Source organism: Ramlibacter monticola (genome assembly GCF_016722785.1).
Taxonomy (GTDB): Bacteria; Pseudomonadota; Gammaproteobacteria; order Burkholderiales; family Burkholderiaceae_C; genus Ramlibacter; species Ramlibacter monticola.
Map to the genome: position 1 here is coordinate 65086 of NZ_JAEQNE010000006.1, position 23710 is coordinate 88795.

21 protein-coding genes, 1 tRNA gene and 1 pseudogene are annotated in these 23710 nt (G+C 67.0%); 10 read left to right on the forward strand and 13 right to left on the reverse strand.

Translation table 11 applies throughout. The features are described 5' to 3' along the window. Nucleotides 1–5: 5 nt before the first annotated feature. Nucleotides 6–725, forward strand: a complete 720-nt coding sequence (locus JJ685_RS21030) for a Crp/Fnr family transcriptional regulator (protein WP_201676309.1) — start codon at nt 6–8, stop codon at nt 723–725. Between the two features lie 16 nt (nt 726–741). Here the strand turns inward: JJ685_RS21030 and JJ685_RS21035 are convergent, their stop codons facing one another. Further along, nucleotides 742–1038, reverse strand: coding sequence for a hypothetical protein (locus JJ685_RS21035; RefSeq protein ID WP_201676310.1), 297 nt, complete (start codon nt 1036–1038; stop codon nt 742–744). Between the two features lie 463 nt (nt 1039–1501). Further along, a complete protein-coding gene (locus JJ685_RS21040; RefSeq protein WP_201676311.1) occupies nt 1502–1822 on the reverse strand; it encodes a BON domain-containing protein in 321 nt (106 codons plus the stop codon). 948 nt (nt 1823–2770) lie between these two features. Between JJ685_RS21040 and JJ685_RS21045 the strand changes: the two genes are divergently transcribed. Both JJ685_RS21045 and JJ685_RS21050 read left to right on the forward strand, forming a co-directional pair. Next, nucleotides 2771–3685, forward strand: coding sequence for a DUF6502 family protein (locus JJ685_RS21045; protein WP_269117431.1), 915 nt, complete (start codon nt 2771–2773; stop codon nt 3683–3685). Between the two features lie 2 nt (nt 3686–3687). After that, complete coding sequence (locus JJ685_RS21050; RefSeq protein ID WP_201676313.1) at nt 3688–5094, forward strand: DUF5666 domain-containing protein; 1407 nt, start codon at nt 3688–3690, stop codon at nt 5092–5094. A gap of 396 nt (nt 5095–5490) precedes the next feature. Here JJ685_RS21050 and pta read toward each other — a convergent pair whose 3' ends face one another. Next, nucleotides 5491–7548, reverse strand: coding sequence for a phosphate acetyltransferase (gene pta / locus JJ685_RS21055; protein WP_201676314.1), 2058 nt, complete (start codon nt 7546–7548; stop codon nt 5491–5493). Between the two features lie 187 nt (nt 7549–7735). Between pta and JJ685_RS30465 the strand changes: the two genes are divergently transcribed. Continuing rightward, on the forward strand, nt 7736–7867 hold the full coding sequence (locus JJ685_RS30465; RefSeq protein WP_408015486.1) for a hypothetical protein: 132 nt from the start codon (nt 7736–7738) through the stop codon (nt 7865–7867). Between the two features lie 68 nt (nt 7868–7935). After that, nucleotides 7936–9198: an AAA family ATPase gene (locus JJ685_RS21065; RefSeq protein ID WP_201676316.1), complete on the forward strand. Its 1263-nt coding sequence runs from the start codon at nt 7936–7938 to the stop codon at nt 9196–9198. Nucleotides 9199–9860: 662 nt separating this feature from the next. Here JJ685_RS21065 and JJ685_RS21070 read toward each other — a convergent pair. Beyond that, nucleotides 9861–10655, reverse strand: a complete 795-nt coding sequence (locus JJ685_RS21070; RefSeq protein WP_236599169.1) for a TetR/AcrR family transcriptional regulator — start codon at nt 10653–10655, stop codon at nt 9861–9863. A 231-nt stretch (nt 10656–10886) separates the two neighbouring features. Between JJ685_RS21070 and JJ685_RS21075 the strand changes: the two genes are divergently transcribed. The 3 genes from JJ685_RS21075 (at nt 10887) to JJ685_RS21085 (ending at nt 13726) form a co-directional block, all read left to right on the forward strand. Then, nucleotides 10887–11576 carry an HXXEE domain-containing protein gene (locus JJ685_RS21075; protein WP_236599190.1) on the forward strand — a complete coding sequence of 230 codons (690 nt, stop codon included), beginning with the start codon at nt 10887–10889 and terminating at the stop codon, nt 11574–11576. Between the two features lie 257 nt (nt 11577–11833). Then, complete coding sequence (locus tag JJ685_RS21080; RefSeq protein ID WP_201676318.1) at nt 11834–12001, forward strand: hypothetical protein; 168 nt, start codon at nt 11834–11836, stop codon at nt 11999–12001. Nucleotides 12002–12058: 57 nt separating this feature from the next. Beyond that, complete coding sequence (locus JJ685_RS21085; RefSeq protein WP_201676319.1) at nt 12059–13726, forward strand: NAD(P)/FAD-dependent oxidoreductase; 1668 nt, start codon at nt 12059–12061, stop codon at nt 13724–13726. Between the two features lie 383 nt (nt 13727–14109). Here JJ685_RS21085 and JJ685_RS21090 read toward each other — a convergent pair whose 3' ends face one another. The 7 genes and pseudogenes from JJ685_RS21090 to JJ685_RS21115 form a co-directional block, all read right to left on the reverse strand. Beyond that, complete coding sequence (locus JJ685_RS21090; RefSeq protein ID WP_201676320.1) at nt 14110–14979, reverse strand: slipin family protein; 870 nt, start codon at nt 14977–14979, stop codon at nt 14110–14112. 36 nt (nt 14980–15015) lie between these two features. Further along, nucleotides 15016–16206: a sensor histidine kinase gene (locus tag JJ685_RS21095; RefSeq protein ID WP_201676321.1), complete on the reverse strand. Its 1191-nt coding sequence runs from the start codon at nt 16204–16206 to the stop codon at nt 15016–15018. Further along, nucleotides 16148–16687 carry an ATPase domain-containing protein gene (locus tag JJ685_RS30470; RefSeq protein ID WP_408015487.1) on the reverse strand — a complete coding sequence of 180 codons (540 nt, stop codon included), beginning with the start codon at nt 16685–16687 and terminating at the stop codon, nt 16148–16150. The genes JJ685_RS21095 and JJ685_RS30470 overlap by 59 nt, the downstream gene beginning before the upstream one ends. A gap of 163 nt (nt 16688–16850) precedes the next feature. Beyond that, nucleotides 16851–17096, reverse strand: a pseudogene (locus JJ685_RS30475) (RAD55 family ATPase); the annotation flags it as partial. Then, nucleotides 17093–17560, reverse strand: a complete 468-nt coding sequence (locus JJ685_RS21105) for a hypothetical protein (RefSeq protein WP_201676323.1) — start codon at nt 17558–17560, stop codon at nt 17093–17095. The pseudogene JJ685_RS30475 and the gene JJ685_RS21105, both read right to left, overlap by 4 nt. Before the next feature lie 273 nt (nt 17561–17833). Then, the gene (ydiK, locus tag JJ685_RS21110; RefSeq protein WP_201676324.1) at nt 17834–18892 is read right to left on the reverse strand and encodes an AI-2E family transporter YdiK; all 1059 of its coding nucleotides are present in this window, start codon (nt 18890–18892) and stop codon (nt 17834–17836) included. 465 nt (nt 18893–19357) lie between these two features. Next, nucleotides 19358–20329 carry a LysR family transcriptional regulator gene (locus JJ685_RS21115; RefSeq protein ID WP_201676325.1) on the reverse strand — a complete coding sequence of 324 codons (972 nt, stop codon included), beginning with the start codon at nt 20327–20329 and terminating at the stop codon, nt 19358–19360. 85 nt (nt 20330–20414) lie between these two features. Between JJ685_RS21115 and JJ685_RS21120 the strand changes: the two genes are divergently transcribed. Both JJ685_RS21120 and JJ685_RS21125 read left to right on the forward strand, forming a co-directional pair. Beyond that, nucleotides 20415–21407 carry an aldo/keto reductase gene (locus tag JJ685_RS21120; RefSeq protein ID WP_201676326.1) on the forward strand — a complete coding sequence of 331 codons (993 nt, stop codon included), beginning with the start codon at nt 20415–20417 and terminating at the stop codon, nt 21405–21407. Between the two features lie 15 nt (nt 21408–21422). Continuing rightward, on the forward strand, nt 21423–22274 hold the full coding sequence (locus JJ685_RS21125) for an aldo/keto reductase (RefSeq protein WP_201676327.1): 852 nt from the start codon (nt 21423–21425) through the stop codon (nt 22272–22274). Nucleotides 22275–22421: 147 nt separating this feature from the next. Here the strand turns inward: JJ685_RS21125 and JJ685_RS21130 are convergent. Together JJ685_RS21130 and JJ685_RS21135 are read right to left on the reverse strand one after the other, a co-directional pair. Continuing rightward, nucleotides 22422–22498: transfer RNA gene (locus JJ685_RS21130), tRNA-Val, on the reverse strand. After that, complete coding sequence (locus JJ685_RS21135) at nt 22489–23709, reverse strand: amidohydrolase family protein (RefSeq protein ID WP_201676328.1); 1221 nt, start codon at nt 23707–23709, stop codon at nt 22489–22491. The genes JJ685_RS21130 and JJ685_RS21135 overlap by 10 nt, the downstream gene beginning before the upstream one ends. Nucleotide 23710 lies beyond the last annotated feature (1 nt).

Genomic DNA, 23710 nt, shown 5'->3' on the forward strand with positions numbered 1-23710 from the left:
CCGGCATGGACAGCCCGCCGGATCCCCGGAAGAACCTCCTCCTCGCCGCCCTGCCGGCCGAGGAGTGGGCGCGCTGGCAACCCGAGCTCGAACCGGTGACGATGCCGCTGGGGCAGGTGCTTTCCGAGTCCGGCAGGGCGATGACGCACGTGTACTTCCCCACCACGTGCATCGTTTCGCTGCTGTACGTGATGGAAGACGGCGCGTCGGCGGAGATCGCGGTGATCGGCAACGAAGGCCTGGTCGGGATTTCCCTGTTCATGGGGGGCGAGACCACGCCGAGCCGGTGCGTCGTGCAGAGCGCCGGCGAAGGTTTCCGCATGAGCGGCCAGGCCCTGAAGCAGGAATTCAGCCGCTCGGGGCCGGTGATGCACCTGCTGCTGCGCTACACGCAGGCCCTGATCACGCAGATGGTGCAGACGGCGGCCTGCAATCGCCATCACTCGCTGGACCAGCAGTTGTGCCGCTGGTTGCTGCTCAGCCTCGACCGCCTGGCGGGGAACGACCTGGTGATGACGCAGGAACTGATCGCCAACATGCTCGGCGTGCGCCGCGAAGGGGTGACCGGGGCGGCGCTCGATCTACAGCGTGCCGGGCTGATCCGCTACCACCGCGGCCGCATCACGGTGCTGGACCGCCCAGGCCTCGAGCAGCGCACGTGCGAGTGCTATGCCGTCGTGCGCAGGGAATACGAGCGACTGCTGTCGGCGCCTCTCGTGCCGTAGCCGGCGCAGGGCACGGTCATTCGTCCAGGCGTCGCGCCGGCCCCGCCATCACGTCCGCTGGCGCGGCGGCCTTGTTCGCCGCGATGGCCTCGTGCAGCCGCTGCCGGGCGACCATCCTGGCCATCGTGGCGCGGTGCTGGAGCAGTGCCGGCACCGAACGCCCGGAAGCCCGGTAGGCGTGCCACGCGGCGTACAGGCACCGCTCCGCCTCGCTGGCCGTCTCGTCGGCATCCTTCCATGCCTGCAGTGCGTCGCTCGTGCGCGGGGGCGGCGCGTCGCCGGCAGGCGTGCCGGTGCGCGGTTCAGGCTGCATGGTGGCGCGGCAGGCGCACCGGGAATGGTGTCCCAGGGGGCCCCGCGGGAGTGGAGGGCAGATGGCCGATGACAGTCGGCGATGCGGAGAAGGTGGAGCGCTGCATGAGGTACTTCGTTGGAGAGGTGCGCATGCAGACTGATCGGGTGAACCCCATCGGCCAGGGCACAACGGAAGCCGACATCAGGATTCAGGCAGTCTAAGCGGATTCCGTAGGCAGTGCGCGTATGGTTACCCGGCGCCCAAGCACTGGAAGTTCAGAACCGGAATTCTTTCCGGCCACCGCTCTGGCGGCGGCTCCCGTCGACATTCCCTGGCACACCGTGGACGTAGATCAGGCGCAGCCGCGAGCGGTGGCACCAGGGCCGCAACTCGCGCGTTCCACTCAAACTCTTTCAATCGTCGAGACTTGCTCCGTCAAGCAGCGCCTCTACGGCGAAACGGACGGCATGGTGATCTCCTCCTACGGACGAACGACGATGTCATTCCGTACCGAAGTGACGCCCTTGGTGCCGCGAGCCAGCGCGGCCGCACGGTCCTTCTCGGCCTGGGTCTTGACGAAGCCGCTGAGAATCACTTCGCCCTTGAGCGTCTCGACACTGATAGCCGTGCCCGGCACGCCCGAATCGGTGGCGAATTGGCCTTTGACATCGCCCGTGATCGTGGTGTCAGTCATGTACGAACCCATCGATTGCTGTCCACCGGTGACGCTGCAGCCGGCAACGGCCAGGGTCAGTGCGAGGATGGACGCGTATCCCACGCCTGGGATGGTTCGATTCAGCATGTGAATATCCTTTCGATGCGGGATGCCGGTTCAAGGCGGGCTGCAAGCATAGTCCAAGCCTTCCCGTGCCGCATCGAGTCACCATCGGGCATCGACGTGAAACTGCGCGGGAACTGCCTGTGGCCGGCGGCGGGACCTGGCCGGAACCGTGAGTCCGAACGCTGGCTCCGAAACTGACCGCCACCGTCCGGCTCCGGCATTCACCCGCGTGTGGCGGGTCGCGGAAGGAAAGAAAAGGCCTGCAACCCGGTGGGCGGGTTTGCAGGCCTCGATCATTGATGCCCTGCCGCGTCGTCTGCGCCATGGCCCAGACCATGTCCGGCCTCCCCTGCTTCATGCCCGGCAGCGTCGTCCGCGCCGTGGCCCATTCCATGGCCCGCAGTGGCGTTGCCGGTGCCGCTCCCCGGACCCGAGTTTGCCGACGGACCCGAGTTTGCGGAGGGACCCGAATTGCCCGACGGACCCGAATTCCCCGACGAGCCGGAGCTTGCCGAAGAACTTGCGCTCCCGGACGATCCTGAACTGCCCGACGACCCGGAGCTCCCCGACGAGCCCGAACTGCCCGAAGAACCCGAACTGCCACCACCACCACCACCACCACCACCACCTCCACCACCACCTCCACCACCGCCACCGCCACCGCCACCGCCACCGCCATGCGCGAGAGCGGATGCGGCGAACAGGCACAGTGTCAAGGTCACGATTCCATTCGCTGCGATCTTTCTGAAGCTGATCATGTCGATCTCCTGTAAGGACCGGGACTTGCCCGGTCCGAAAGTGGTCTACCCCTGGCCGATTTCCCTTTGGCTTTGACAGACGTGGGAATATTTCCCACGTCTGCGGCGGAGAGTACGCGGGAAACTTTCCCACGTCCAATATTTTTGTGTGACAATTTCCCACGCACCGGCCAGACCGGCACGCCACAAACAAATCACCTGCCCCATCGGTATGCCCGAGAGTCCTTCGTCCCATGCCGCGCCGCCTCGCGCGCTGATCCAGGCGCTGCGGCATGCATTGCGTCCGCTCGTGAAGGTCATGCTCGCGCGCGGCATGACCTTCCCCTACGCCAGCGAACTCCTGAAGTCGCTGTTCGTGGAAGTGGCGGACCGAGACTTTCGCCTGGACGGCAAGGTGCCGACCGACAGCCGGGTCAGCCTCGTGTCCGGGGTGCATCGCAAGGAAGTCAGTCGCCTGCGCGAGGTGCTGGAATCGGGTGAAGAGTCCGTGCCGGAGGTGATCTCCCTCGGCGCGCAGGTGGTGGCGCAATGGATGGGGGCCGCTCCCTACGTGGACGAAGGCGGGCACCCCCGGCCCCTGGCCCGTTTCGCGAGCGAAGGCGCGGAGCTGTCCTTCGAGGCGCTGGTCGCGCGGGTGAACCGGGACATCCGGCCGCGTGTCGTGCTCGACGAGTGGCTGCGCCTTGGCGTCGTGGAGATCGACGAGGACGGCCGCATCCGCCTGCACGCAGGCGCCTTCGTCCCCAGCAAGGGCTTCGACGAGATGAGCTTCTATTTCGGCCACAACGTGCATGACCATGCGGCGGCTGCAGCGCACAACCTGCTCGGTGGCGAGCCGCCTTTCATGGAGCGAAGCGTGCATTACGACGGGCTGAGCGCGGACGCTGTCGCGCAGCTCGCCCGCCAGGCGTCCACGCTGGGCATGGAGGCGCTGGTGGCCGTCAACAAGAACGCGCTGTCGCTGACGAAGCGCGGCGGGACGACCTCGCTTCCGCGTCAACGCATGACCTTCGGCGTGTACTTCTACGCCGAGGCGTCGGACGAAGCCGCGGCGGAAGCTCCACCCGCGGTCTCGAAAGCGGTTGCGGCCAAGCCGCCGGGCCGGCCGAGTCGCAAGAAGGCATAGCAATGGCCCATCCCAGGCCCCATCGCCTTGCTGGCGCCCTGTGCGCCGCCCTCCTGTGTGCGGGCCTGGCCCTGCCGGCGACGGCGCAGGACATCTGCAGGTCGGGCGCCTCGAAGGTCAATCCGGCTGCGGTCTCGGCCACGGGCGGGGCGGGCACCGGCGGCGCCGGCGGCATCGGGGGGACCGGCGGAGGCAGCGGTGCGGGAGGCGGCCGCGGCGGCATCGGCGGAACGGGAGTCACGGCAAGCGCGGGCACCCCCGGCGGCGGTATCGGAGGAACCGGCATCGTCGGCTTGATCACCGGCTTCGCCAGCATCTGCGTGAATGGGCTGGAGGTGCACTTCGATCGCGACACGCCCGTCTCCGACAACGGACATCCGAGTTCCGCGAGCCAGCTCGCCGTCGGCCAGGTGGTCGCCGTCCGAGCCACCGGCCAGGGCAAGGAACTGCGCGCCGAATCGATCGCTGTGATGCACGCCGTGGTGGGCCCCGTCGAGGCGATCAGGGACGAGGGCCGATCGATCCGGGTGCTTGGCGAAGACGTGATCGTGCTGACGCCCGTCGCCCTGCACCCCGGCGAGTGGGTGCGGGTCAGCGGGCACCGACAGGCCGATGGCGTGCTCGCGGCGACGAGCGTCGCGCCCTTGCCCCCCGCCGCACCCCGCCAGGCGCAGGTTTCCGGGCGCGTGACTGCGATCACCGCGGACGCGATGCAGGTCAACGGCACGCGGGTCCAGCTTCCAGCGGGCACGGCACCGCGCGGACTCGCGCTCGGCCAGCATGTGCGCGTGGCTGGTCCATGGGACGGAAGCAGCCTCCTCGCGGAAAGCGTGGCGATCAACCCGGCGCGCGACGAGATCGGGCTCGTGCGCGACGTGGTGCTCGAAGGGTATGTGCAGGAACTGGATGCAGGTTCCATCAGCCTGGGGCAGGACAGCCTGCAACTGGACGCCGGTGCGCAAGTGCTGGGCGGCAGTGCAGCCAGGCTGACACTCAACCAGTTCGTCCGCGTGACGGGACGCATGGATCCCGAACGGCGGATCGTGATCGACCGGGTCGTGATCGAAGCGGGTGGCCCGGGTGGCGCGGTGGGAAGTTCGGCTTCCGGACACGGGTCGAGCGGATCGAGCGGGTCGAGCGGCTCCCATGGCTCCAGTGGGTCCAGTGGCCAGGGTGGGTCCAGTGGCCCCGGTGGGTCGAGTTCAGGGGGCGGCAGTGCGTCCGGAAGCACAGGCCCATCCGGCAGTTCCGGAAGCAGTGGAGGCGGCGGCGGCGGCGGTGGCGGTGGCGGTGGCGGTGGCGGTGGCGGTGGCGGTGGCGGTGGCGGCGGCGGCGGCGGTGGGGGCGGCGGTGGTGGCGGCGGCGGCGGCGGTGGTGGTGGTGGTGGTGGCGGCGGAGGAGGCAAGTAACTTGGCCCGCCTTTCATGCAGGCCGCGTTCGCAACGCGCGAATCCGTCGCCGCCGACGCCCGAACTCACGTTTTCGGCCAGATCGCGGTCATTCGTCGTCGCTGCGTGCGTCAGCCCCAACGACCGGTATCGAAGGTGTTGCTGACTCTGCCCAGTGCCGCGGCGAACTGGGACTCGCGAGAGGCCGCTTGCACGCGGCTTGAACTGGCACTCCCGACCCCTGGGCCGACACCTGGCTTGTGGTTTTTGCGGTGGTTCGCGACCTGACCTCGCACCAGAGCTGTACGGCCAGACTCGGACGTTGAAGTCGACAAGGTCTTCATCGAACAACGATAGCGGCGGCAGGCCCAGTCTCCGGTGTGCAGGCGGGACGCTGCCGACACCGCCAGTCGTGGCTCATTCGGTGCCCGCTTCCTGGTGGGCCTGCGTGGCAGCCTGAATCGCCGTCAGCGCGATCGTGAAAACGATGTCGTCGACGAGCGCGCCGCGCGAGAGGTCGTTCACCGGCTTGCGCAAGCCCTGCAGCATCGGTCCGACCGACACCACGTTGGCGCTGCGCTGCACGGCCTTGTAGGTCGTGTTGCCGGTATTGAGATCCGGGAACACGAAGACCGTGGCTTGGCCTGCCACGGCGCTGTCCGGCGCCTTCTGCGCGCCGACTTCGGCCACGCTCGCCGCGTCGTACTGCAGCGGGCCGTCGAGCACGAGATCAGGGAAGCGGCTGTGCGCGAACTCGGCGGCCTGGCGCACTTTCTCGACGTCCTCGCCGGCGCCGGAGCTGCCGGTCGAGTACGAAATCATCGCCACCTTGGGCTCGACCCCGAAGGCACGTGCGGAATCCGCGCTCTGCCTGGCGATCTCGGCGAGCTGCTCGGCCGTCGGGTCGGGATTGATCGCGCAGTCGGCGTACACCAGCACCTGATCGGGCATCAGCATGAAGAAGCAAGAGGAGACGATCGACGAGCCCGGCGTGGTCTTGATGAGCTGCAGCGCCGGACGCACCGTATTCGCCGTCGTATGGACCGCTCCGGACACGAGCCCATCGACATGTCCCACGGCCAGCATCATCGTGCCCAGCACCACCGTGTCTTCGAGCTGGCTCACGGCCTGGAGGGCCGTGAGCCCCTTGCTCTTGCGCAGCCCCACCATCGGCGCGACGTAGTCGCGGCGGATCAAATCCGGATCCAGGATTTCCAGCTCGGGCGGCAGCGACACGCCCTGCGCGGCGGCCACGGCTTCGATCTTCGTGCGCTTGCCGAGCAGCACGCAGCGTGCGATGCCCTTGTGCTGGCAGATGATCGCCGCCTTGACCGTTCGGGGCTCCTCGCCCTCCGGCAGCACGATGCGCTTGTTCGCCGCACGCGCCTTCTGGATCAGCTGGTGGCGGAATGCAGGCGGCGAAAGCCGGGTAGACACGGGTACTGCGATGCCCGCCGTCATGGCCTTCTGATCGAGCGCCTCGGCAACGCTTTCGAGCACCATGTTCATACGCTCCAGGTCATCGAGGGGTACCGCCGAAGACAGGCGGCTGACTCGGGTGGCGGTTCGGTAGGAATCGCCCTGGGTGCGCAGGATCGGCAGGTCGCCGTTGAGCGCCAGCGCACCGAGCTTCAGGATGTTGCCGTTGATCCAGCTGTCGTGCGTGAGCAGCAAACCCGCGAGCTTCACGCCGCTCGATTCGGCAAGCGCGGTCGCGAGCATCAGGTCGTCACGGTCGCCCGCGCAGATGATCAGCGCACCGGGGATCAGGCGCGGGATCACTTCGGCCACCCCCCGCGCCCCCAGCACCGTGTCGCGCACCCTCCGGGTGGCGAGTTCGCCTTCGACGACGATCTCGGCGTTCATGTGACGGGCAATGTCCAGAGTACGCGGTGCCTGCAGATCCGGGTCGTGCGGGACGAAGCCCCAGACTGGGGTGCCGGCGAACTCGCTCACCGCCGCCTCGCGATCGAAATCGCCCATCACCTTGTTGAAGACGACGCCCCTAACACGCAAGCCGCTGTTGCCGACCAGCGCGGCCATCTTGCGCGCCTGCGAAACGCCGTGCGCGTCTTCGCCGCTCGCGACGAGCACTACCGAGGCCTGCATGCTGCGAACGATGTCGGCGCACAGTCGCGGGATGAAAGGCCGTGCCGGATCGGCCTGCAGCCCCTCGATGACCAGCACGTCGGCGTCGCCGGCGGCCCCGAGTGTCAGGCCCACGACCTCTTCGAGCAGGTCGGCGGACTCGCCTGCGGTGAAGCGTCCCTCGACGTACTCCATCGACAGCGGCTCGGGCGCGTCGAGCTGGCAAATGTTGCGCAGGAAGTGCGCCGAGGGATTCGGGACCACCTCGGCGATCGGCTTAACGAAGCGGACGTTCAGCGCGAGTTGCTGAAACCCGCGCACGATGCCGAGTGCAACCGAGGTGAGGCCGACCGACTGACGGCAAGGAGCGACGAAGAAGACCTGCATGTCCGATTCTCCCGAACTGAGGGATGGGCGAGCCTGGATCGAGTCGTCCAAAGGTCAACTTGCGATCCTGCTTCCGCACTTTAGTCCGGTGCCGGGAAGCTGCCCGTGGCCGGTGTCGGCTCCTGGCCGGGACCGTGAGTCGGCAGTATCGCCATGAAGCGGACGTTGGGGGCGATCGGGTCGCCCGATTGCAGCCTCCAGCAATGCCCAAAGGTCGGTCGAGCCGGCGATGCGCGGATGGGTCAGTGCGATCGCCAACTACTCCGAGCCTGTGGCGCTGGGCGCCGTGATGCGCTCGCTTGGCGTTGGACGTGTCTAAAGTTCACGCTGACCGATCCGACGGTCTACCTCATCGAGGCATGCAAACCTCGCTAGGATCGTCGTCCCATGTGGACCGAAATCACCGAGGCGGTTCGCGCCCAGCTGGACAACCAGGTCGTCGCCGGTGCCATCGCGCTCGGGCTGGTTGGCGTGGTCGCCGCGTTGCTGCGCAACCTGCCCGGCGCGCTGTGGGGTCAACTCAAGCGCGCGGTCATCGTCACGGCCACGCTCGACAGCCGCAACGACCTGTTCGGCGCCTTCGTCGCCTGGATGGACGAGCAGCGCTTCGGACAGCGCAGCCGCTTCTTCACGGTCGTACAGGCGCCCGCATCGGTCGCCGAGGACGAGGCCGACGCCGACGATGCGCCCCGGCTGCAATACAGCCCGGCGCCAGGGTTCCACTTCTTCTGGTACCGCGGTCGACCGATGTGGATGCAGCGCGAGATCGCGACGAACATGCAGGTGATCGAGACGGTCCGGATCGGCGCGCTGCTGGCCCGCCGGCGCGTGCTCGAGGAATTGCTCGAGGCCGTCGTTCGCCACGCAGGCGATCGGCGCGCGAACCGGCTCACGCTGTACACGGTTGACCGCTGGGGTGACGAATGGCGGCTGGCCGACAGCAAGCCGCGGCGCAGCCTCGACTCGGTCGTGCTCGAGGACGGCGTGGCCCGGCTACTCCACGACGACATTCACGAGTTCTTCGGTCGTCGCGAGTGGTATGCGGGGATGGGCATCCCCTGGCGGCGCGGCTACCTGCTGTACGGCCCGCCGGGCACCGGCAAGACCAGTGTCGCCATGGCGCTGGCCGGCGAGTTGCGCCTGAAGCTGTGCACGCTGTCGCTGACTAACCCCAAGCTGACCGACAACGTGCTGGCCAGCCTGCTGCAGGAGACACCACCGCGCTCGCTGATCCTGATCGAGGACATCGACGCCTTCTTCGTCGCGCGCGATAAGCAAGACAGCCGGATCCAGTTCAGCTTCTCGGGTCTGCTGAACGCGCTCGACGGCGTCGGTGCCCAGGAGGGCCGCATCGTCGTGCTGACCACGAACCACCGCGAGCGGCTCGATCCGGCGCTGATCCGCCCGGGTCGCATCGACTTGGCGATCGAGCTCGGCAATGCGACGCGTAGCCAGCTGCAGAGCCTGATCGGACGCTTCTTCCCTGACCAGGATGCTGCGGTGGCGCGCCTGGCGCAGGACTACCCCGCACGCGCCTTGTCGCCCGCCCAGATCCAGCAGACCCTGATCGGAGCCGACAGCCTCGAGGAGGCGGCCAGCGGGCTGCGCACCGCCTGGGCAGTTGCGTCGAGCCCGGCGCGAGACTCTTGAAGGTGCGGCCGCGCGGGCCCGCGCCGCACCAGCGGTGGCCCGCGGCGCGAGCGGTGGTCGCGGCGCCGGAGTGGCGGCCCTGATGATGGGACTGAAACGCCAAGTTCACCCAGGCAAGGTCTTCGATCTGCAGATCCCGCTGGCCGACGTCGCCGAAGGCTAGAAGGCGATGGACGAGCGGCGGGCCATCAAGGCGCTGTTACGGGTTTAGTGAGGCAGAAAGCCGCCGGAGGCCAGTTGCCCCTCTTGGTCGGGAGGGTGAGTCGGCAGCATCGCCATGAAGTCGACGTGGCGTGCCGCGACCCGCCACACGCGGGTGACGCCAGAGCCTGGCGATGCCGGTCAGCTTCGAAGCGAGCGTTCGGACTCACGGTCCCGGCCACAAGGAGTCGCCGGGCCTTGCGCCGATAAGCTGCCCTTCGAAAACGCGATCGACCCAGCAGCGACATCCACGATTTCGGATTGATCGCCGCACAGCGGTCGTTTTCTGCGTGAACTCCAGTGGCGAGACTACGAGGTGCGAAGGCGCAGTCGCGCAATGCCGATAAAGTTCGAGCAAATCTGTTTTATGCCTGCGAGGTAGGTGAAGCGCATCTAAGACGGCCGTTGGCGTGAAGGAACTTGAAGCACGCCGGTTCGCTCGCGCTGCCGGCGATTTGCAATCACTTTTTCGACCCGACCGGTCGGCTCCGGCCCCTTGGCTTTGCCGCGCTGACTCGATTCGACCTGGGTGACTCGCGACGGCCGTGTTCGCGGCCAATTGCCTCGAGGCCGGCAAGCGCGTATGTGTGCAGATGGCTGATGATGGCTTCCCGAGGCATCCGACGAACTTCGTCCAGCGGCCCGGGCGCGCCCCGTGCTGCGACCAGCAGCATCGAGCACGGCGCCAACACGCTGATTACGCAGCGGACCAGTGCAGGGTCGTCGACGGGAATCGTCGTGATGTCACTGAGGATCTGCTTGATGATCGCCAATTTGGGTGGCACCTCGGCCTCAAACAGAACGGGGAAGTGCGCCGAAGGCGCAAAGATTTCCTTGCCAAGCACGTTGATGTGCCACCCTGGCTGGCGCTTCGTCGCAGGTCGTACCAGGCCGTAAATCAGCGCGCGCAGCTTCGCCGTGGCGGGCAACTCACTTTCGGCAAGCTCGCGTAATTCGGACAGTTTGCCGAGGCGCCGGTGGGCCTCTATCAACACGGCTCGATAGAGCCCTTCACGACCGCCGAAGTGGTAGTTGATCAGGGTCAAGCCCACCTCGGCCCGGTCTGCGATCGCCTTCGCGGTGGTCTGCGCGTAGCCATCAGCGGCGAAGAGTTCACCTGCGGCTTCCAGGATGCGCTCGCGGGTCGCTTGCCCATCGGTACGGAGGTTGCTTCGGGCCTCGGCCATCGCGTCGTGGATTGAAGGAAGTTGTGCGAGCAGGGAGATTACATTGACGCTAGATTGAATCAGATTCAAACTTCCCGGCCTTCCGAGCAGGAGTTCAGTACGTCCTCAAGCCCGCAGTCGGCATCGTGCTGAACCTTGAGTATGCGCAGGGCAAGTCCGGGAACAACGGCCTCATTCTGAGGACGGAATACGCCTTCTGGCTTCAGCGATCCAGTCACGGTTCAACAACAGGATGGCACTGTGCAAACACACTGGTTCTACACCGTTTGGCCGTTCATTGGAGTGGGGGGAGCGATCGTGATGGTCGCGATCCTTCTGCTGACCGACACGTTCCGTGGCGACACCACGGTGTCGCGCTGGCGTGATCCGATGTGGCTGGCATGGCTCGCCGTGCCGTTCTACTGGATACATCAGTTCGAGGAGTACAGCCTGCCGGTGATCGGCTTCGACTACTCGATCCAGGAAATGATCTGCCAGAAAATCGGCTTTCCGCCGTATCCCGACTGCCCCATTCCCTTGGCTTTCTACCCGGTGGTGAACATCGCTCTCATGTGGTTCGGCGCGCCGCTAGCAGCGTACCTCTTTAGACGCAACGTGCTCATCGGGCTCAGCTTCTGGGGATTGCTCTTCGCCAACGGACTTGTGCACAGCGCTGGGGGCGTCGCGGCGGGCGCTTACAACACCGGCTTGTGGAGCGCCGCCTTATTGTTTGTTCCGTTCTCCCTCTGGGTCATTTACGTCTGCGCGATTCGCGGACCGTACAGTGGCAAGGTCGTGGGCGTGGCGTATGCCGCTGGAGCCCTGACCCATGTCTTGCTGTTCGTGGGCTACGGGCTTTTCAAGGCCGGAGTGATCGGCACCGCGGGCCTGCTGGTCTATGCCGCCGTGATCGGTTTCACGCCGATCATTTTGGCGGCCATTGCGAGCCGGTTCTTCACGCCTGAGTTGCTGCGGCCGGTTCGGCGCCGTAGTTCGGCAGCCGCCGCTTGACTGAAGCGTCAGCCATGAACGACTGGTTTTGAAAGGCATGTACGGCTGCAACGGGTCGCTTGCTGTCGGTAACCGCCGGCGAGCCTATTCGCGCTGCCTGGTGCACAGCGGTCATTGAACCCGGCGACATGCGCTGCCCCGAATGGCGGCTGTACGAGGTACTGCGGCCGTTGGACTTTGGCTGGCTGGGCGACCTCCAGCGGCCTGAGGGATAATCGAAGGCTTTCTCCTTCCAATAACCCCTCAACGGAGCCGTCATGGGCAACAAGATCGTCACCGAAGCGGATCGCCGCGCCACCCCGAGACCCGCCGCCCCCGCCGGCGTCACCAACACCGTCGGCCGTGGCCAGAAGATCAGCCTCGAGCGCGGCTCGCACACCCGCAGCAAGAAGAACCCCGGCAAGCGCCCCCGCAAGGGCGGCTAAACCCCGAGGGTGACTGCGCATCGCCGCCCCTGGGGCGGCGTTTTGCATTCAGGCGCAATGCTGAGACTCAACGAACTTCGGTTGCCGCTCGACCACGCCGAGGACGCCTTGCGCCCGGCGATCGTGGCGCGCCTGGGCGTCCCGGACGCCGACCTGCTGGCGTTCACCGTCTCCCGGCGCGCCTACGACGCGCGCAAGAAGAACGCGATCGTGCTGATCTACACGATCGACTGCGAACTGCGCGACGAACCGGCGGTGCTGGCCACGAAACAGGGCGACCCGCATCTGCGGCCCGCCCCGGATACCCGCTACCGCTTCGTCGGACATGCGCCCGCCGATTTCCTGGCGCAGCAGGCCCCGCGCCCGCTGGTGGTCGGGTTCGGACCCTGCGGCATCTTTGCGGCCCTGATTCTGGCGCAGATGGGCCTGCGGCCGATCGTCCTGGAACGCGGCAAGGAAGTACGCCAGCGTACCCAGGACACCTGGGGCCTGTGGCGCAAGGGCGTGCTGAACCCCGAATCGAACGTGCAGTTCGGCGAAGGCGGGGCCGGCACCTTCAGCGACGGCAAGCTCTGGAGCCAGATCAGCGACCCGCGCCACCTGACCCGCAAGGTGCTGGCCGAGTTCGTCAAGGCTGGCGCGCCGGAAGAAATCCTGTTCGTCAGCAAGCCCCACATTGGCACCTTCCGGCTGGTGAGCATGGTCGAGAAGATGCGGGCCGACATCGTGGCGCTGGGCGGCGAGGTCCGCTTCGGCGAGCAGGTGACCGACGTTCATATCGAGCGGCAGGGCGAGGCGGCCCAACTGCGCGGCGTGACGCTGGCGTCCGGCGAACAGCTGCGCGCCGATCACCTCGTGCTGGCACTGGGACACAGCGCGCGTGACACCTTCACCATGCTGCATGAGCGCGGGGTCTTCATGGAAGCCAAGCCGTTCTCGGTCGGCTTCCGCATCGAACACCCGCAGAGCGTGATCGATCGCGCGCGCTTCGGCCGGAACGCCGGCAATCCCATCCTGGGCGCGGCCGACTACAAGCTGGTGCACCACGCCAGTAACGGCCGCAGCGTGTACAGCTTCTGCATGTGCCCCGGCGGCACGGTAGTGGCCGCGACCTCCGAGCCGCAACGCGTGGTCACCAACGGCATGAGCCAGTATTCGCGCAACGAGCGCAACGCCAATGCCGGCATCGTGGTGGGCATCTCCCCGCAGGACTACCGGCAGGACGGCAAGGCCGAAGGCACGGTGAACCCACTGGACGGCATGGCGTTCCAGCGCTTCTGGGAGTCTCGGGCCTACGAACTGGGTGAAGGCGGCTACATGGCGCCGGGGCAGCTGGTGGGTGACTTCATCAAGCGCCAGCGCAGCCGCGAGCTGGGCAACGTGCTGCCGTCCTATCGGCCGGGCGTGCGCCTGACCGACCTGGCGCAGCCGGGGCGCGGCAGCCTGCCCGTGGACGCGCTCGACGCCATCCGCGAGGCCCTGCCCGCGTTCGAGCGGCAGATCGCCGGTTTCTCCATGCCGGACGCGGTGCTGACCGGCGTGGAGACGCGCACTTCGTCGCCGCTGCGCATCACCCGCAACCGCCAGCACGAAAGCCTGAATGTCCGCGGCCTGTATCCGGCCGGCGAAGGCGCGGGCTATGCCGGAGGCATCATGTCCGCCGGCGTCGATGGCATCGAGGTGGCCGAATCGGTGGCGCGGGTCATGCTGGGGTTGGCTGCCTAGCCGTTCGGTTACGGTGTTGATGCCGGCGCCGTGAACTTTTGGACAGCCCCTGAGCTGACAGGCCCGAAGGGCTTCTCTTTGGCCAAGATTCTTCTGCGGCCCTTCGCTGCCCGGTCCCCGTAGATACGGTCCTTCCGCGGCACCGGGCGGGACAGAGGCAAGATGTATGGGAACGACACGTCGACCTCGTGCCACTTGCCCCCCAGGGACCGGAAGTCATGATCCGGGGTCGAGGCGACGCCTCGCCATTCGGCAAAATGCCGCGCTGGCGTGGGGTGGCGGGTTTCGCGCCACATCAAACCCACTGGGGCGCATATCAAACCGCCCCGCCCCGGACCCTTCCCCGGCGAATCCAGCCGGTGCCATTTCAATGATTCAGTGGACTAGTGCACGGGTGTTTCCGCTGCAACCGGGGCACCCGCTTGGGCCGTCGCCAGGGCGACGGCGACGGCTGCGGGGTTCATGCTGTCGACCATCGCGCTCGGGATCAAGATCGTCGTGCCGCGCTCCTTCGTGGTCTCGTAGACGATGTTCATCGCCCGCAGCTGCAAGGCACCCGGCTGGCCGGCGTAGACGCGGGCCGCCTCGACGAACCGCGCCGCGATCTCGGCTTCGGCCGAGCCCAGGATGATCCGGGCCTGCTTCTCGCGTTCGGCCTGCGCCTGGCGCGACATCGAGTCCTGCAACGCCACGGGGATCGCGACGTCGCGGATTTCGACCGATCGCACTGTCACGCCCCACTCGACGGTCTTGGCGCCGATTTCTTCCCCGAGCTGGCGGTCGGCCGCGCGCCGGTCCGATAGCAGAGCGGCCAGCATCGACGCCCCGATCATCTCGCGCAGCGACGTCTGAGCCACGCGGTCGATCGCCTGCCGGTAGTCCGTGATGGCCAGCGCTGCCTTCTGCGCGTCGTGCACGTGCCAGAAAATGATCGCGTCAACATTCACGGGCACCGTATCGCGCGTCAGCGCCTGCTCCGCGTTGAACGCGGTGGTCTGGATGCGCTCGTCGATCACGGCCACTACCGTGTCAACGACGGGGATGATGGCAAACAGGCCAGGTCCGCGGACCCCTTGCAGCTTGCCCGCGCGCAGCACGACGAACTTCTGCCAGGTGTTGGCCATCTTGAGCGAGGCGGCGACGACCGCCGCGACCACCCACAAGGCCATGGCCGCCTGCAGCCAGCCGAGGAAGGCGAGTCCCGCGCCTGCCAGCGCAATCGCCGCGACAACGAAGATGGTGATGGGGTTCATCGGGGCCTTCAGGTGGTCCTCCACAGCATGGGGAATTCACGCTCCCGTGTCCGTGCGTTTCCGGACACAAGGGCCGGGCCCGGCTGATGGCGCGCCCGGACGATGGGCGCCATGGCTCACGCCCGGCACCTCAAGCGGAAGAGTGACCCGGAACTGGCTCCCCCGGCCCTTCCCCGCGCTGGTCGCGACGACGGCGCCGCCATGCTCGAGGACCAGTTCCTGCACGACGGCGAGCCCGATGCCGAAGCCGCCCCGGTCGAAGGCCACGGCATGGGCGTCCTGCACGAAGATCTTGAACAGGTGCGGCAGCGCCTCCGGGGTGATGCCGATGCCGTTGTCGGAGATGGCGACCACCACATTCGGCCCCTGGACGCTGACGTCCAACGCGAGCTCGCCGCCCTCGGGCGTGTACTTGGAGGCATTCTCCAGCAGGTTGCCAAAGACCTGCACCAGCCGCACCGGATCGGCAAACACCGGCACCGCACCCGCCGGCATCGCACTGCTGAACTTCTGGTGGCGCCCTTCCGCCAGCGGGAGGAAGGACTCGACGGCCAGCGCCAGTAGTCGAACCAGGTCGACGCTCACCCGCTCAAGCCGGAATTTTCCGGTGCTCACGCGTGCGCCGTCCAGAAGGTCACTGATCAGGCGTGCGATGTGATTCACCTGCCCGGTGATGGTGGCCTGCAGCTTGGCCAGCATCTCGGGGTCGTCGTGCGCACGATCCAGCATGCGCGCTGCCAGCCGCAGCGGCAGGAGCGGATTGCGCAGTTCATGGGCCACGGTGGCGAAGAAGGCCACGTACTGGCGGTAGGCTTGCTTCGCCTCCTCCTCCAGCTCCTGCGAGTGCAGGGCCGCCACCACGAGTCGTTCGTTGGCCTCTCGCAGATTGTCGAAGGTCTCAGGCCGATCCAGCCGCGCCATGGCATCCTCGGGGGCGGCCGGGCTGCTCACGCGCTCTAGGGCGGTGCGCGCCGCGTCCGCGATTTCATGGGCGCGCTCGGCGGCCACCACGAGCTCTTGATTGGTCTCGTGCAGGACTCCGCCGCCTGCTGCGCTCAGGTCTCGTTCGACACTGGCGAGCTTCTGTCGCAGCGTCACCAGTTCGGTTCGCAAGGCCGCCGCCTCGACGGCCAGCACTTCCAGCGGGCTGGGGCCCCGGGTGGAGCTCCTACGGGAAGAATCGCTCTTCATGGTCGCACCTCGGCAAGAAAGGACATTGGGATTCATGAGCTCTTCTTCGGATTCGGGCTTCCCCAGCTGGGATCGGTGGGCTCTCCTGCGTCTCTCTTGCGCAGGGTGGCTCGGCCACCCAGCAAGCCTTCGTGTTGGTGCAGCATGCCTCCCAGCCGGATGCCGTTGCCGTGCCCTCGGCCGCCCCTTCCACCAGGAAGGACGAGGCGAGGATGCTCTTGCCGGCACCCGACGGGCCGGCCACCAGGAGCGAGTAACCGCGCGGCAGACCGCCCCCCAGCATGGCGTCCAGCCCCTCGACACCCATGCGCACGCGCTGCCGCGACGGATGCGGGGCCGCCCGCAGTTGCGGCCGGTCCACCGCGGGCAGCGAGAACACGTGGATGCCGGCGCTGTCGATGCGGAACGAGTGCAGGCCAGCCAGGGTCGCTTGCCCTCGCATCCTGGCGATCTCCAGTTTGCGCACCACCGAGTTGCGCTGCTCGCTCTGGCGCAGCCAGATCAGGCCGTCGGCCACCGTGAAACACCGGGTTGTTGTCGTTGCCCTGGAGCCCCGGTCCCTTCGACTCGACTTCAGCCAGGATGCGATGCAGCACCTTGCCGAGGTCGCCCGAGGCCGCCTCCTCCGCGAGGTTGATGAAATGGATGGCGTGTCGCAGCTTGCCCGCGTCGAAGAAATCGAACTCCTGCTGGTAGCGCAGCATCTTCAACGGCGGCTCACCCAGGACGGTAAAGTAGCGGGCCGGACGCTCCGCACTGGCCAATGCGAACATGATCTGGTGCGCCAGCGTCGTCTTGCCGGAACCCGGGGGGCCCGCTATGACGTTGAAGGAGAACTCGGGGAGGCCGCCTCCCAGCACGTTGTCGAGGCCGGGCACTCCGGTGAGGAGGCGGTGGATGATCGCTCGGTCGTTGGCGGCATTCATGGCTGGGATTCCTTGGCGGCGTCGCCGCGCGGGGGCGCGCGTTGCTGCGGAGCCAGCAGTCGGGTGGTCAACGACTCACCGAGAAGGCTGGCCAGCAGGACGCGGAAGTTCGCCAGCAGTTCCGGGCTGGCGGCAGCGGCGGTCGCACCGTCCTGTGCGGCCAGCGCGGTGTGCAATGGGTCGAGCCCGCCTGGCTGCAACAGTCCATCGCGGGCGGGGGCGAGCCACGGCCGGGTGGTCAGCGTCAGATGGACGCTGCGCTGGTACGGCGCGGCTACACCGCGCCGGCCGAGAACCGGCGCGAGCAGCGCGTCGATTTCCGCCCAAGCCGCGACTGCAGCATCCGCCGCGGCGCATGGATCATTCTCGCTGTCGTGCGAGCGTCGTGGAGCATCGATTTGCAGCCTCCCACCGAAAGCCCCGGCAAGGAATCGCTCGAGACTATTGGACCATTGTGTGCTCAAGGTCTCCCGACCGCGGCGCAGGCGGGTAACTTGTTGTGGCACCGGTCGGGACACCCCACAACATAGTGGATCGACGCGCGTCTCAGCGACATTGGCAGGAGGGGCGGCGCTGCAGCACTTCACGGGGCGGCGCGAACGCGACATCGAGGACCAGGGACGTCCGCTGACGCCTTGTCGCTGACCAGGGGCAAACGAGCGACGAGCTGATCGCCGTTGCTCCCCCCTGGCGCCGGCGACTTGCACAGGGGCCAAGGAACCTGCGAGCGTGCAGCGCTATGGGTCGAGTCTGTCGTCGTCGATCCAGGCTCGGAGCAGCGTATAGGCCACTGCGAGCACGACAGGACCGACGAAAACGCCCACCAGGCCGAATGCCAGCAGCCCACCAACCACGCCAGCAAAGATCAGCAACAGCGGCAAGTCAGCGCCACGCTTGATGAGCACCGGCCGAAGGAAGTTGTCCATGATCACAACGACCATGGACCAGACGAGCAGGAACGTGCCCCACGTCGTCTCGCCGCTCCAATAAAGCCAGATCACCGCGGGAACCAGCACCGGCGACGGGCCGATCTGCGCAATGCACAAGAAGGCAACCACCGCCGTGAGCAGTCCGGCAAACTTGATTCCAGCCATACCCAGCCCGATCCCGCTGAGTGCAGCCTGCACGACCGCCGTCACGACCACCCCGAGCGCGACGCCGCGGATCGCCTGGCCGGCAAGCCGCACGGCGTTCTCGCCGCGGTTCCCCGCCAGGCGGCGGCCGAAGCCCAGAACGACCAGCGCGGCGGCTTCGCCGCTCGCGTACATCAACGCCGTGAGAATCAGCGTCAGCAGGAACTGCATGAACAGGACTCCTGCATTGCCGGCCTCCGAGGCCAACCATTGCGTCAACCTTCCCGCATAAGGCATCGCTCGCGACAGCAGCCCCTCGACACCTGACGCTGCGGCCTGCTCCCAGGCCAGCGTCAGTTTCGACCCGATGAAGGGCAGACGGGCGATCCAGTCCGGGGGCGTCGGCATGCGGAAGCTGGCCATCGATTTCAGCCACGTGAGGAGTTCGTCTGCGTTCAGGACCACCGTGCCGATCGCGAGCGCCAGCGGTACTACGAACACGAGCAGCAACACCGCGGTCATTGCGGCAATGGCAAGCCACCGGCGCTTCCACAACCGAGCCTGGAACCACAACAGCACGGGCCACGTGGCGACGACGATCGTCGTCGCCCAAATCGCGGCGGCAACGAACGGCCGCAGGATCCAGAGCGACGCCACGATCAACCCGCCCAGAAAGATAGCGCCGAGAAGCGTTCGGGTCAGCTCGCGTTGACGTTCCGCCATGGGGCACCCCGAAGTGGTTCCGCTCGTCTGAACAGCATTCCCGATTCTCAAGTGGACTGCGGGCGGCTTGCAAACGGACCAGCCCGGGGCCGGCGGGCATCGCTTGCAAGGAACTCCAGCCGCGATGCGCAACCCGGGCGCACCGAGGTTTTCGATCGTACCCGGGCAGCGCGAGCTGAGGAAGATGGAGTCGCGTTCATCGAGGCGTCTCGGCGAGGACGTCCGCAGACGACATCTAGCCAGCTAGTGATATCGCCGCCGCCGGCGGGTTGGCGCGCCCTCGGCCATCGCTGAGTCGCCGGTCGTGGCCCAGCGACGGCATTTTGGTTCGAGTCCAATCGCGCCTACCAAATCCGAGGCCCGAAAAGTCCAGTGAATGCTGGGTTTTTCGGGCCTTTTCTTCTTGGTCGTGCTTGGATGTCGCCGGGGGTCAGATTCTGATGTCGCTTGACACTCGTAGCCAACTCACCGCAGGTGCCGAAGTGCCCGCCCCTTCTTCTCTGCGGTCGCAAGCTCCTTGGCGGTCAGCACGAAATCCGCGTTCCCTCCCAGACGCGCCACGGCCAAGTCGATGAATGCGCGCACCCGCGTCGGCTGGGCCGCGCGACTGCCGTAGTAGACGAATACGCTCGAATGGTCCACCACGTGGTCGGTCAGCAGGGGCACCAGGCGGCCAGCACGTATGTGCGACGCAGCAGCCACCGCTGTCAACATGCCGATCACGTTTCCCGCGAGCACCGCTTCGGTTTCCAGCGCCTCGTCGTTGACACACAGTGCGGGTGCGACTTGATGCTCCACCACGCTGTCGCCTTGCCTGACACGCCAGGGGACCACGCGACCTGTACCCGGGCTGCGGAAGGCGCTGCAGCGGTGGGATGCGAGGCTGTGGAGCGTCTCGGGAGCGCCGTACCGGGCCAGATACCCCGGTGCGGCGCAGATGATCAGCTGCAGCGGGAACAGCTTGCGGGCGACGACTCCCTCGGCAGGTGAAGCTCCGATCCGGAAACCGACGTCCACGCGATCCTCGACCCAGTTGCCCAGCCGGTCCTCCAGCTGGACGTCGGGCTGCACTTCCGGGTAGAGGCCGCAGAACTCGTGCAAGACCGGCCACAGCGCCGGAGCGAGCACTGAGCGCGGCGCCACGATGCGCAGCGGCCCGGCAATCTCGTCCTTGGCTCGTCGAGTGACTGCTAGCGCCCGCTGCAGTCCCGCCAGGGCGGGCAGCGCCGACTCCAGGAACTGGCGACCTTCGTCCGTGAGCGCCATGCTGCGCGTCGTACGGTGGAACAGGCGCACGCCCAAGTGCTCTTCCAGCTGCGCGAGCGCCTGGCTGGCCGCCTGCGGCGTCATCCCTTGCGCGTCCGCTGCCTTGCGCAGGCTCCCGAGCTCCGCCGTCTTCGCGAAGATCGTGATCGACCGCATTTCATTGATGGGCATGGCGTCGATTATCAACTCGCCGCTTGCGAATCCTTCAAGGCGTTCGTGGCTAGTTCCCGGAGGGGGCAAGGCCTAAATTCGAGGCATGAACCAACTTCCAACACGTCAACTTGGTACCCGCGGACCTGTCGTATCTGCCCTCGGCTTCGGCTGCATGGGTCTGAACTACGGGTACGGAACCCAGCTGGAAAAGCCGCAAGCGATCGCCATGATCCGGGCGGCTTTCGAGCGTGGAGTGACGTTCTTCGACACCGCCGAAACCTATGGGCCTTTCACGAATGAAGAACTCGTCGGCGAGGCACTCGCGCCGATGCGGGACCAGGTCGTCATTGCCACCAAGTTCGGATTCAAGGAAGGCGACGCCACGAAGGGCCAGGACAGTCGGCCCGAGCGCATCCGGGCCGTCTGCGATGCCTCGCTCAAGCGCTTGCGCACGGACCGCATCGACCTTTTCTACCAGCACCGAGTGGACACCGATGTCCCGATGGAGGACGTGGCCGGTACGGTGCGGGACCTCATCGCGGAAGGCAAGGTACTGCACTTCGGGTTGTCCGAAGCGGGCGTGACCTCGATCCGACGTGCGCATGCGGTGCAACCCGTCGCGGCACTTCAGAGCGAATACTCCATGTGGTGGCGCGAGCCCGAGCGCGAAATCCTGCCGACCCTCGAAGAACTCGGCATCGGATTCGTCCCGTTCGCGCCGCTAGGCAAAGGCTTCCTCACCGGGAAGATGTCCGCCGACAGCTCCTTTGCCAAGAACGATTTCCGCAGCATCGTCCCGCGCTTCACGCCGGAGGCGCTCAAGGCCAATCAAGGTTTCGTCGACCTGCTTGCCCGCGTGGCGGCCGCGCGCCAGGCGACTCCAGCGCAAGTGGCACTCGCGTGGCTGCTGGCACAACGCCCCTGGATCGTGCCGATCCCGGGCACGACCAAGCTGCACCGGCTGGAAGAGAACCTCGGCGGAGCCACTCTCGCCCTGAGTGAGAACGAGCTCCGGCAGATTGCCGACGGCCTGGCAAACACCAAGGCAGTTGGCGAACGCTACCCCGCGCACCTGGCCGCACGGGCCGGCCGTTGAACCAGGATCCCATACATGCAAACCACCACCCTGAACAACGGCGTCGTCATGCCTCTTGCCGGCTTCGGCGTCTTCCAGATCCCGGACCCCACGCAGTGCGAGCAGGCCGTCGTGGACGCGATCGCCGTCGGCTACCGCCTCATCGACACCGCGGCCTCGTACCTGAACGAAGAAGCCGTCGGGCGCGGTATCCGCCGCAGCGGCGCCCCACGCGGCGAACTGTTCGTGACCACCAAGCTGTGGGTGCAGGACACAGGCCACGAGCGCACCCGCCAGGCCTTGGACAAGGCGCTGGCGCGGCTTCAGCTCGACTACCTCGACCTGTACCTGATCCACCAACCGTTCGGCGACGTGCACGGCTCCTGGCGCGCGATGGAAGAGGCCCTGAAGGCTGGAAAGGTCCGCGCCATCGGCGTGAGCAACTTCCATCCCGACCGCCTGATGGACATGATCATCCAGAACGAGGTCGTGCCCGCCGTGAACCAGGTCGAGGTGAACCCGTTCCTTCAGCAGGAGGAGAGCGTCAAGTTCATGCGCGAGAACGGCGTGCAGCCCGAGGCTTGGGCGCCGTTTGCTGAAGGCCGCAACAACCTGTTCGGCAACCAGACGCTCACGGACATCGCCCGCAAGCATGACAGGTCCGTGGGACAGGTGGTCCTGCGCTGGGTGGTCCAGCGGGGAATCGTGGCGCTGGCCAAGTCAGTTCGCAAGGAGCGCATGCAGGAGAACCTGCGCGTATTCGACTTCGCGCTGGACGAGTCCGACATGGCCCGCATGGCGCAGCTGGAGACGGGACAAAGCAGTTTCTTCTCGCACCGCGATCCGGCCATGGTCAAGTGGATCAGCGAGCGACGGCTGGACATCTGATCTGGCGCCTGCGATGAAGAGCCCGATTGCCGCTTGGTTTGCCGCCTGCGAAAGCCATCGCCCTGGCATTTCCCTCGCGAGTCAGCACGACGAATAAGAAAAGGCCTGAAAACTCCAGCATTCACTGGACTCTTCAGGCCTTCGTGTTGGTAGGCGCGATTGGACTCGAACCAACGACCCCCACCATGTCAAGGTGGTGCTCTAACCAGCTGAGCTACGCGCCTGTCGTTGAGCCCGCTATTGTAGCAGAGGAATTCAGGGCCCCCTTCCGCGCGACGATGCGGCCGCGCGACACGACCAGTTCGCGGGTCGGACGGCTCACCACGGCCTCCTGCACGTTCGCCGCATCGACCAGCACGAAGTCCGCCCGGCACCCTGGCGCGAGACCGTAGCCCGCAAAGCCGCAGACCCGCGCGCCCGCGCTCGTGACGGTCTCCAGCGCAAGCGCCAGTTCGTCGTCGCGGCGCAGGTTGTTGCGCAAGCCGATCAGCATCGCGCGTTCCAGCATGTCGGGACGGCCATAGGGAGTCCAGGTGTCGCGGATGCCATCGTTGCCGCCGGCGACTTGCACGCCGGCCTCGCGGCAGGCCAGCAGCGGCGGCACCGGCCGCGAGGCGGTGCCCGTCGTGATGACCGCGACCTCCAGCCGCGCCATGCGCTCCAGCAGTTGCCCGCGGCGGACCGCGTCCACGTCACCGAGGCAGAAGCAATGGCTGATCGCCACGCGACCCGCCAGCCCGAGGCCGGCGACGCGGTCCAGCAGCGCATCCAGCGTGGCCGCCCCCTCTTCTCCCCCTTCGTGCAGGTGCATGTCGAGCGGCTTGCCGTGCCGCTGCGCCAGTCCGGCCAGCCGATCCAGCGAGGCCGCGCGATCGCCATCGACCTCCTGCGGGTCCAGGCCTCCCAGCACGTCCGCCCCCAGCCGCAGCGCCTCGTCCAGCAGCTCCGCCGTCCCCGGCCGCCTCAGCAGGCCGGACTGCGGGAAGGCCACGACCTGGAGTTCCATCACCCCGCGCAAGGCCTCGCGCGTGGCGAGCACGCCGTGCAGGTGGCGCAGTCCCGCATCGGTATCCACGTCCACGTGCGTGCGCACGCGCGTGGTGCCCTGCGCAAGGTAGGCGCGGGCGAGCGCCAGCGACTGCGCGCCCGCATCGTGGCCGCTCTCCGCGCGGAAGCGCCGCTCGTTGTCGATGCGATCCTGCAGGCGCGGGCCGACCTCGTTGACGTACCAGGGCAGGCCCCACAGCGTCTTGTCCAGGTGCGCATGCGACTCGACGAGGCCGGGCAGCAGCAGCGCGCCCCCACCCTCTTCCACCGGGACCGCGGGATCCGCGCCAAGGTCCCTGCCGATCGCGGCGATCGCGCCTCCGCGGACCAACACGTCCACGGCCGGTTCGCCCAGCGGCCGCACGTTGCGCAGCAGCAGGTCGTCCATG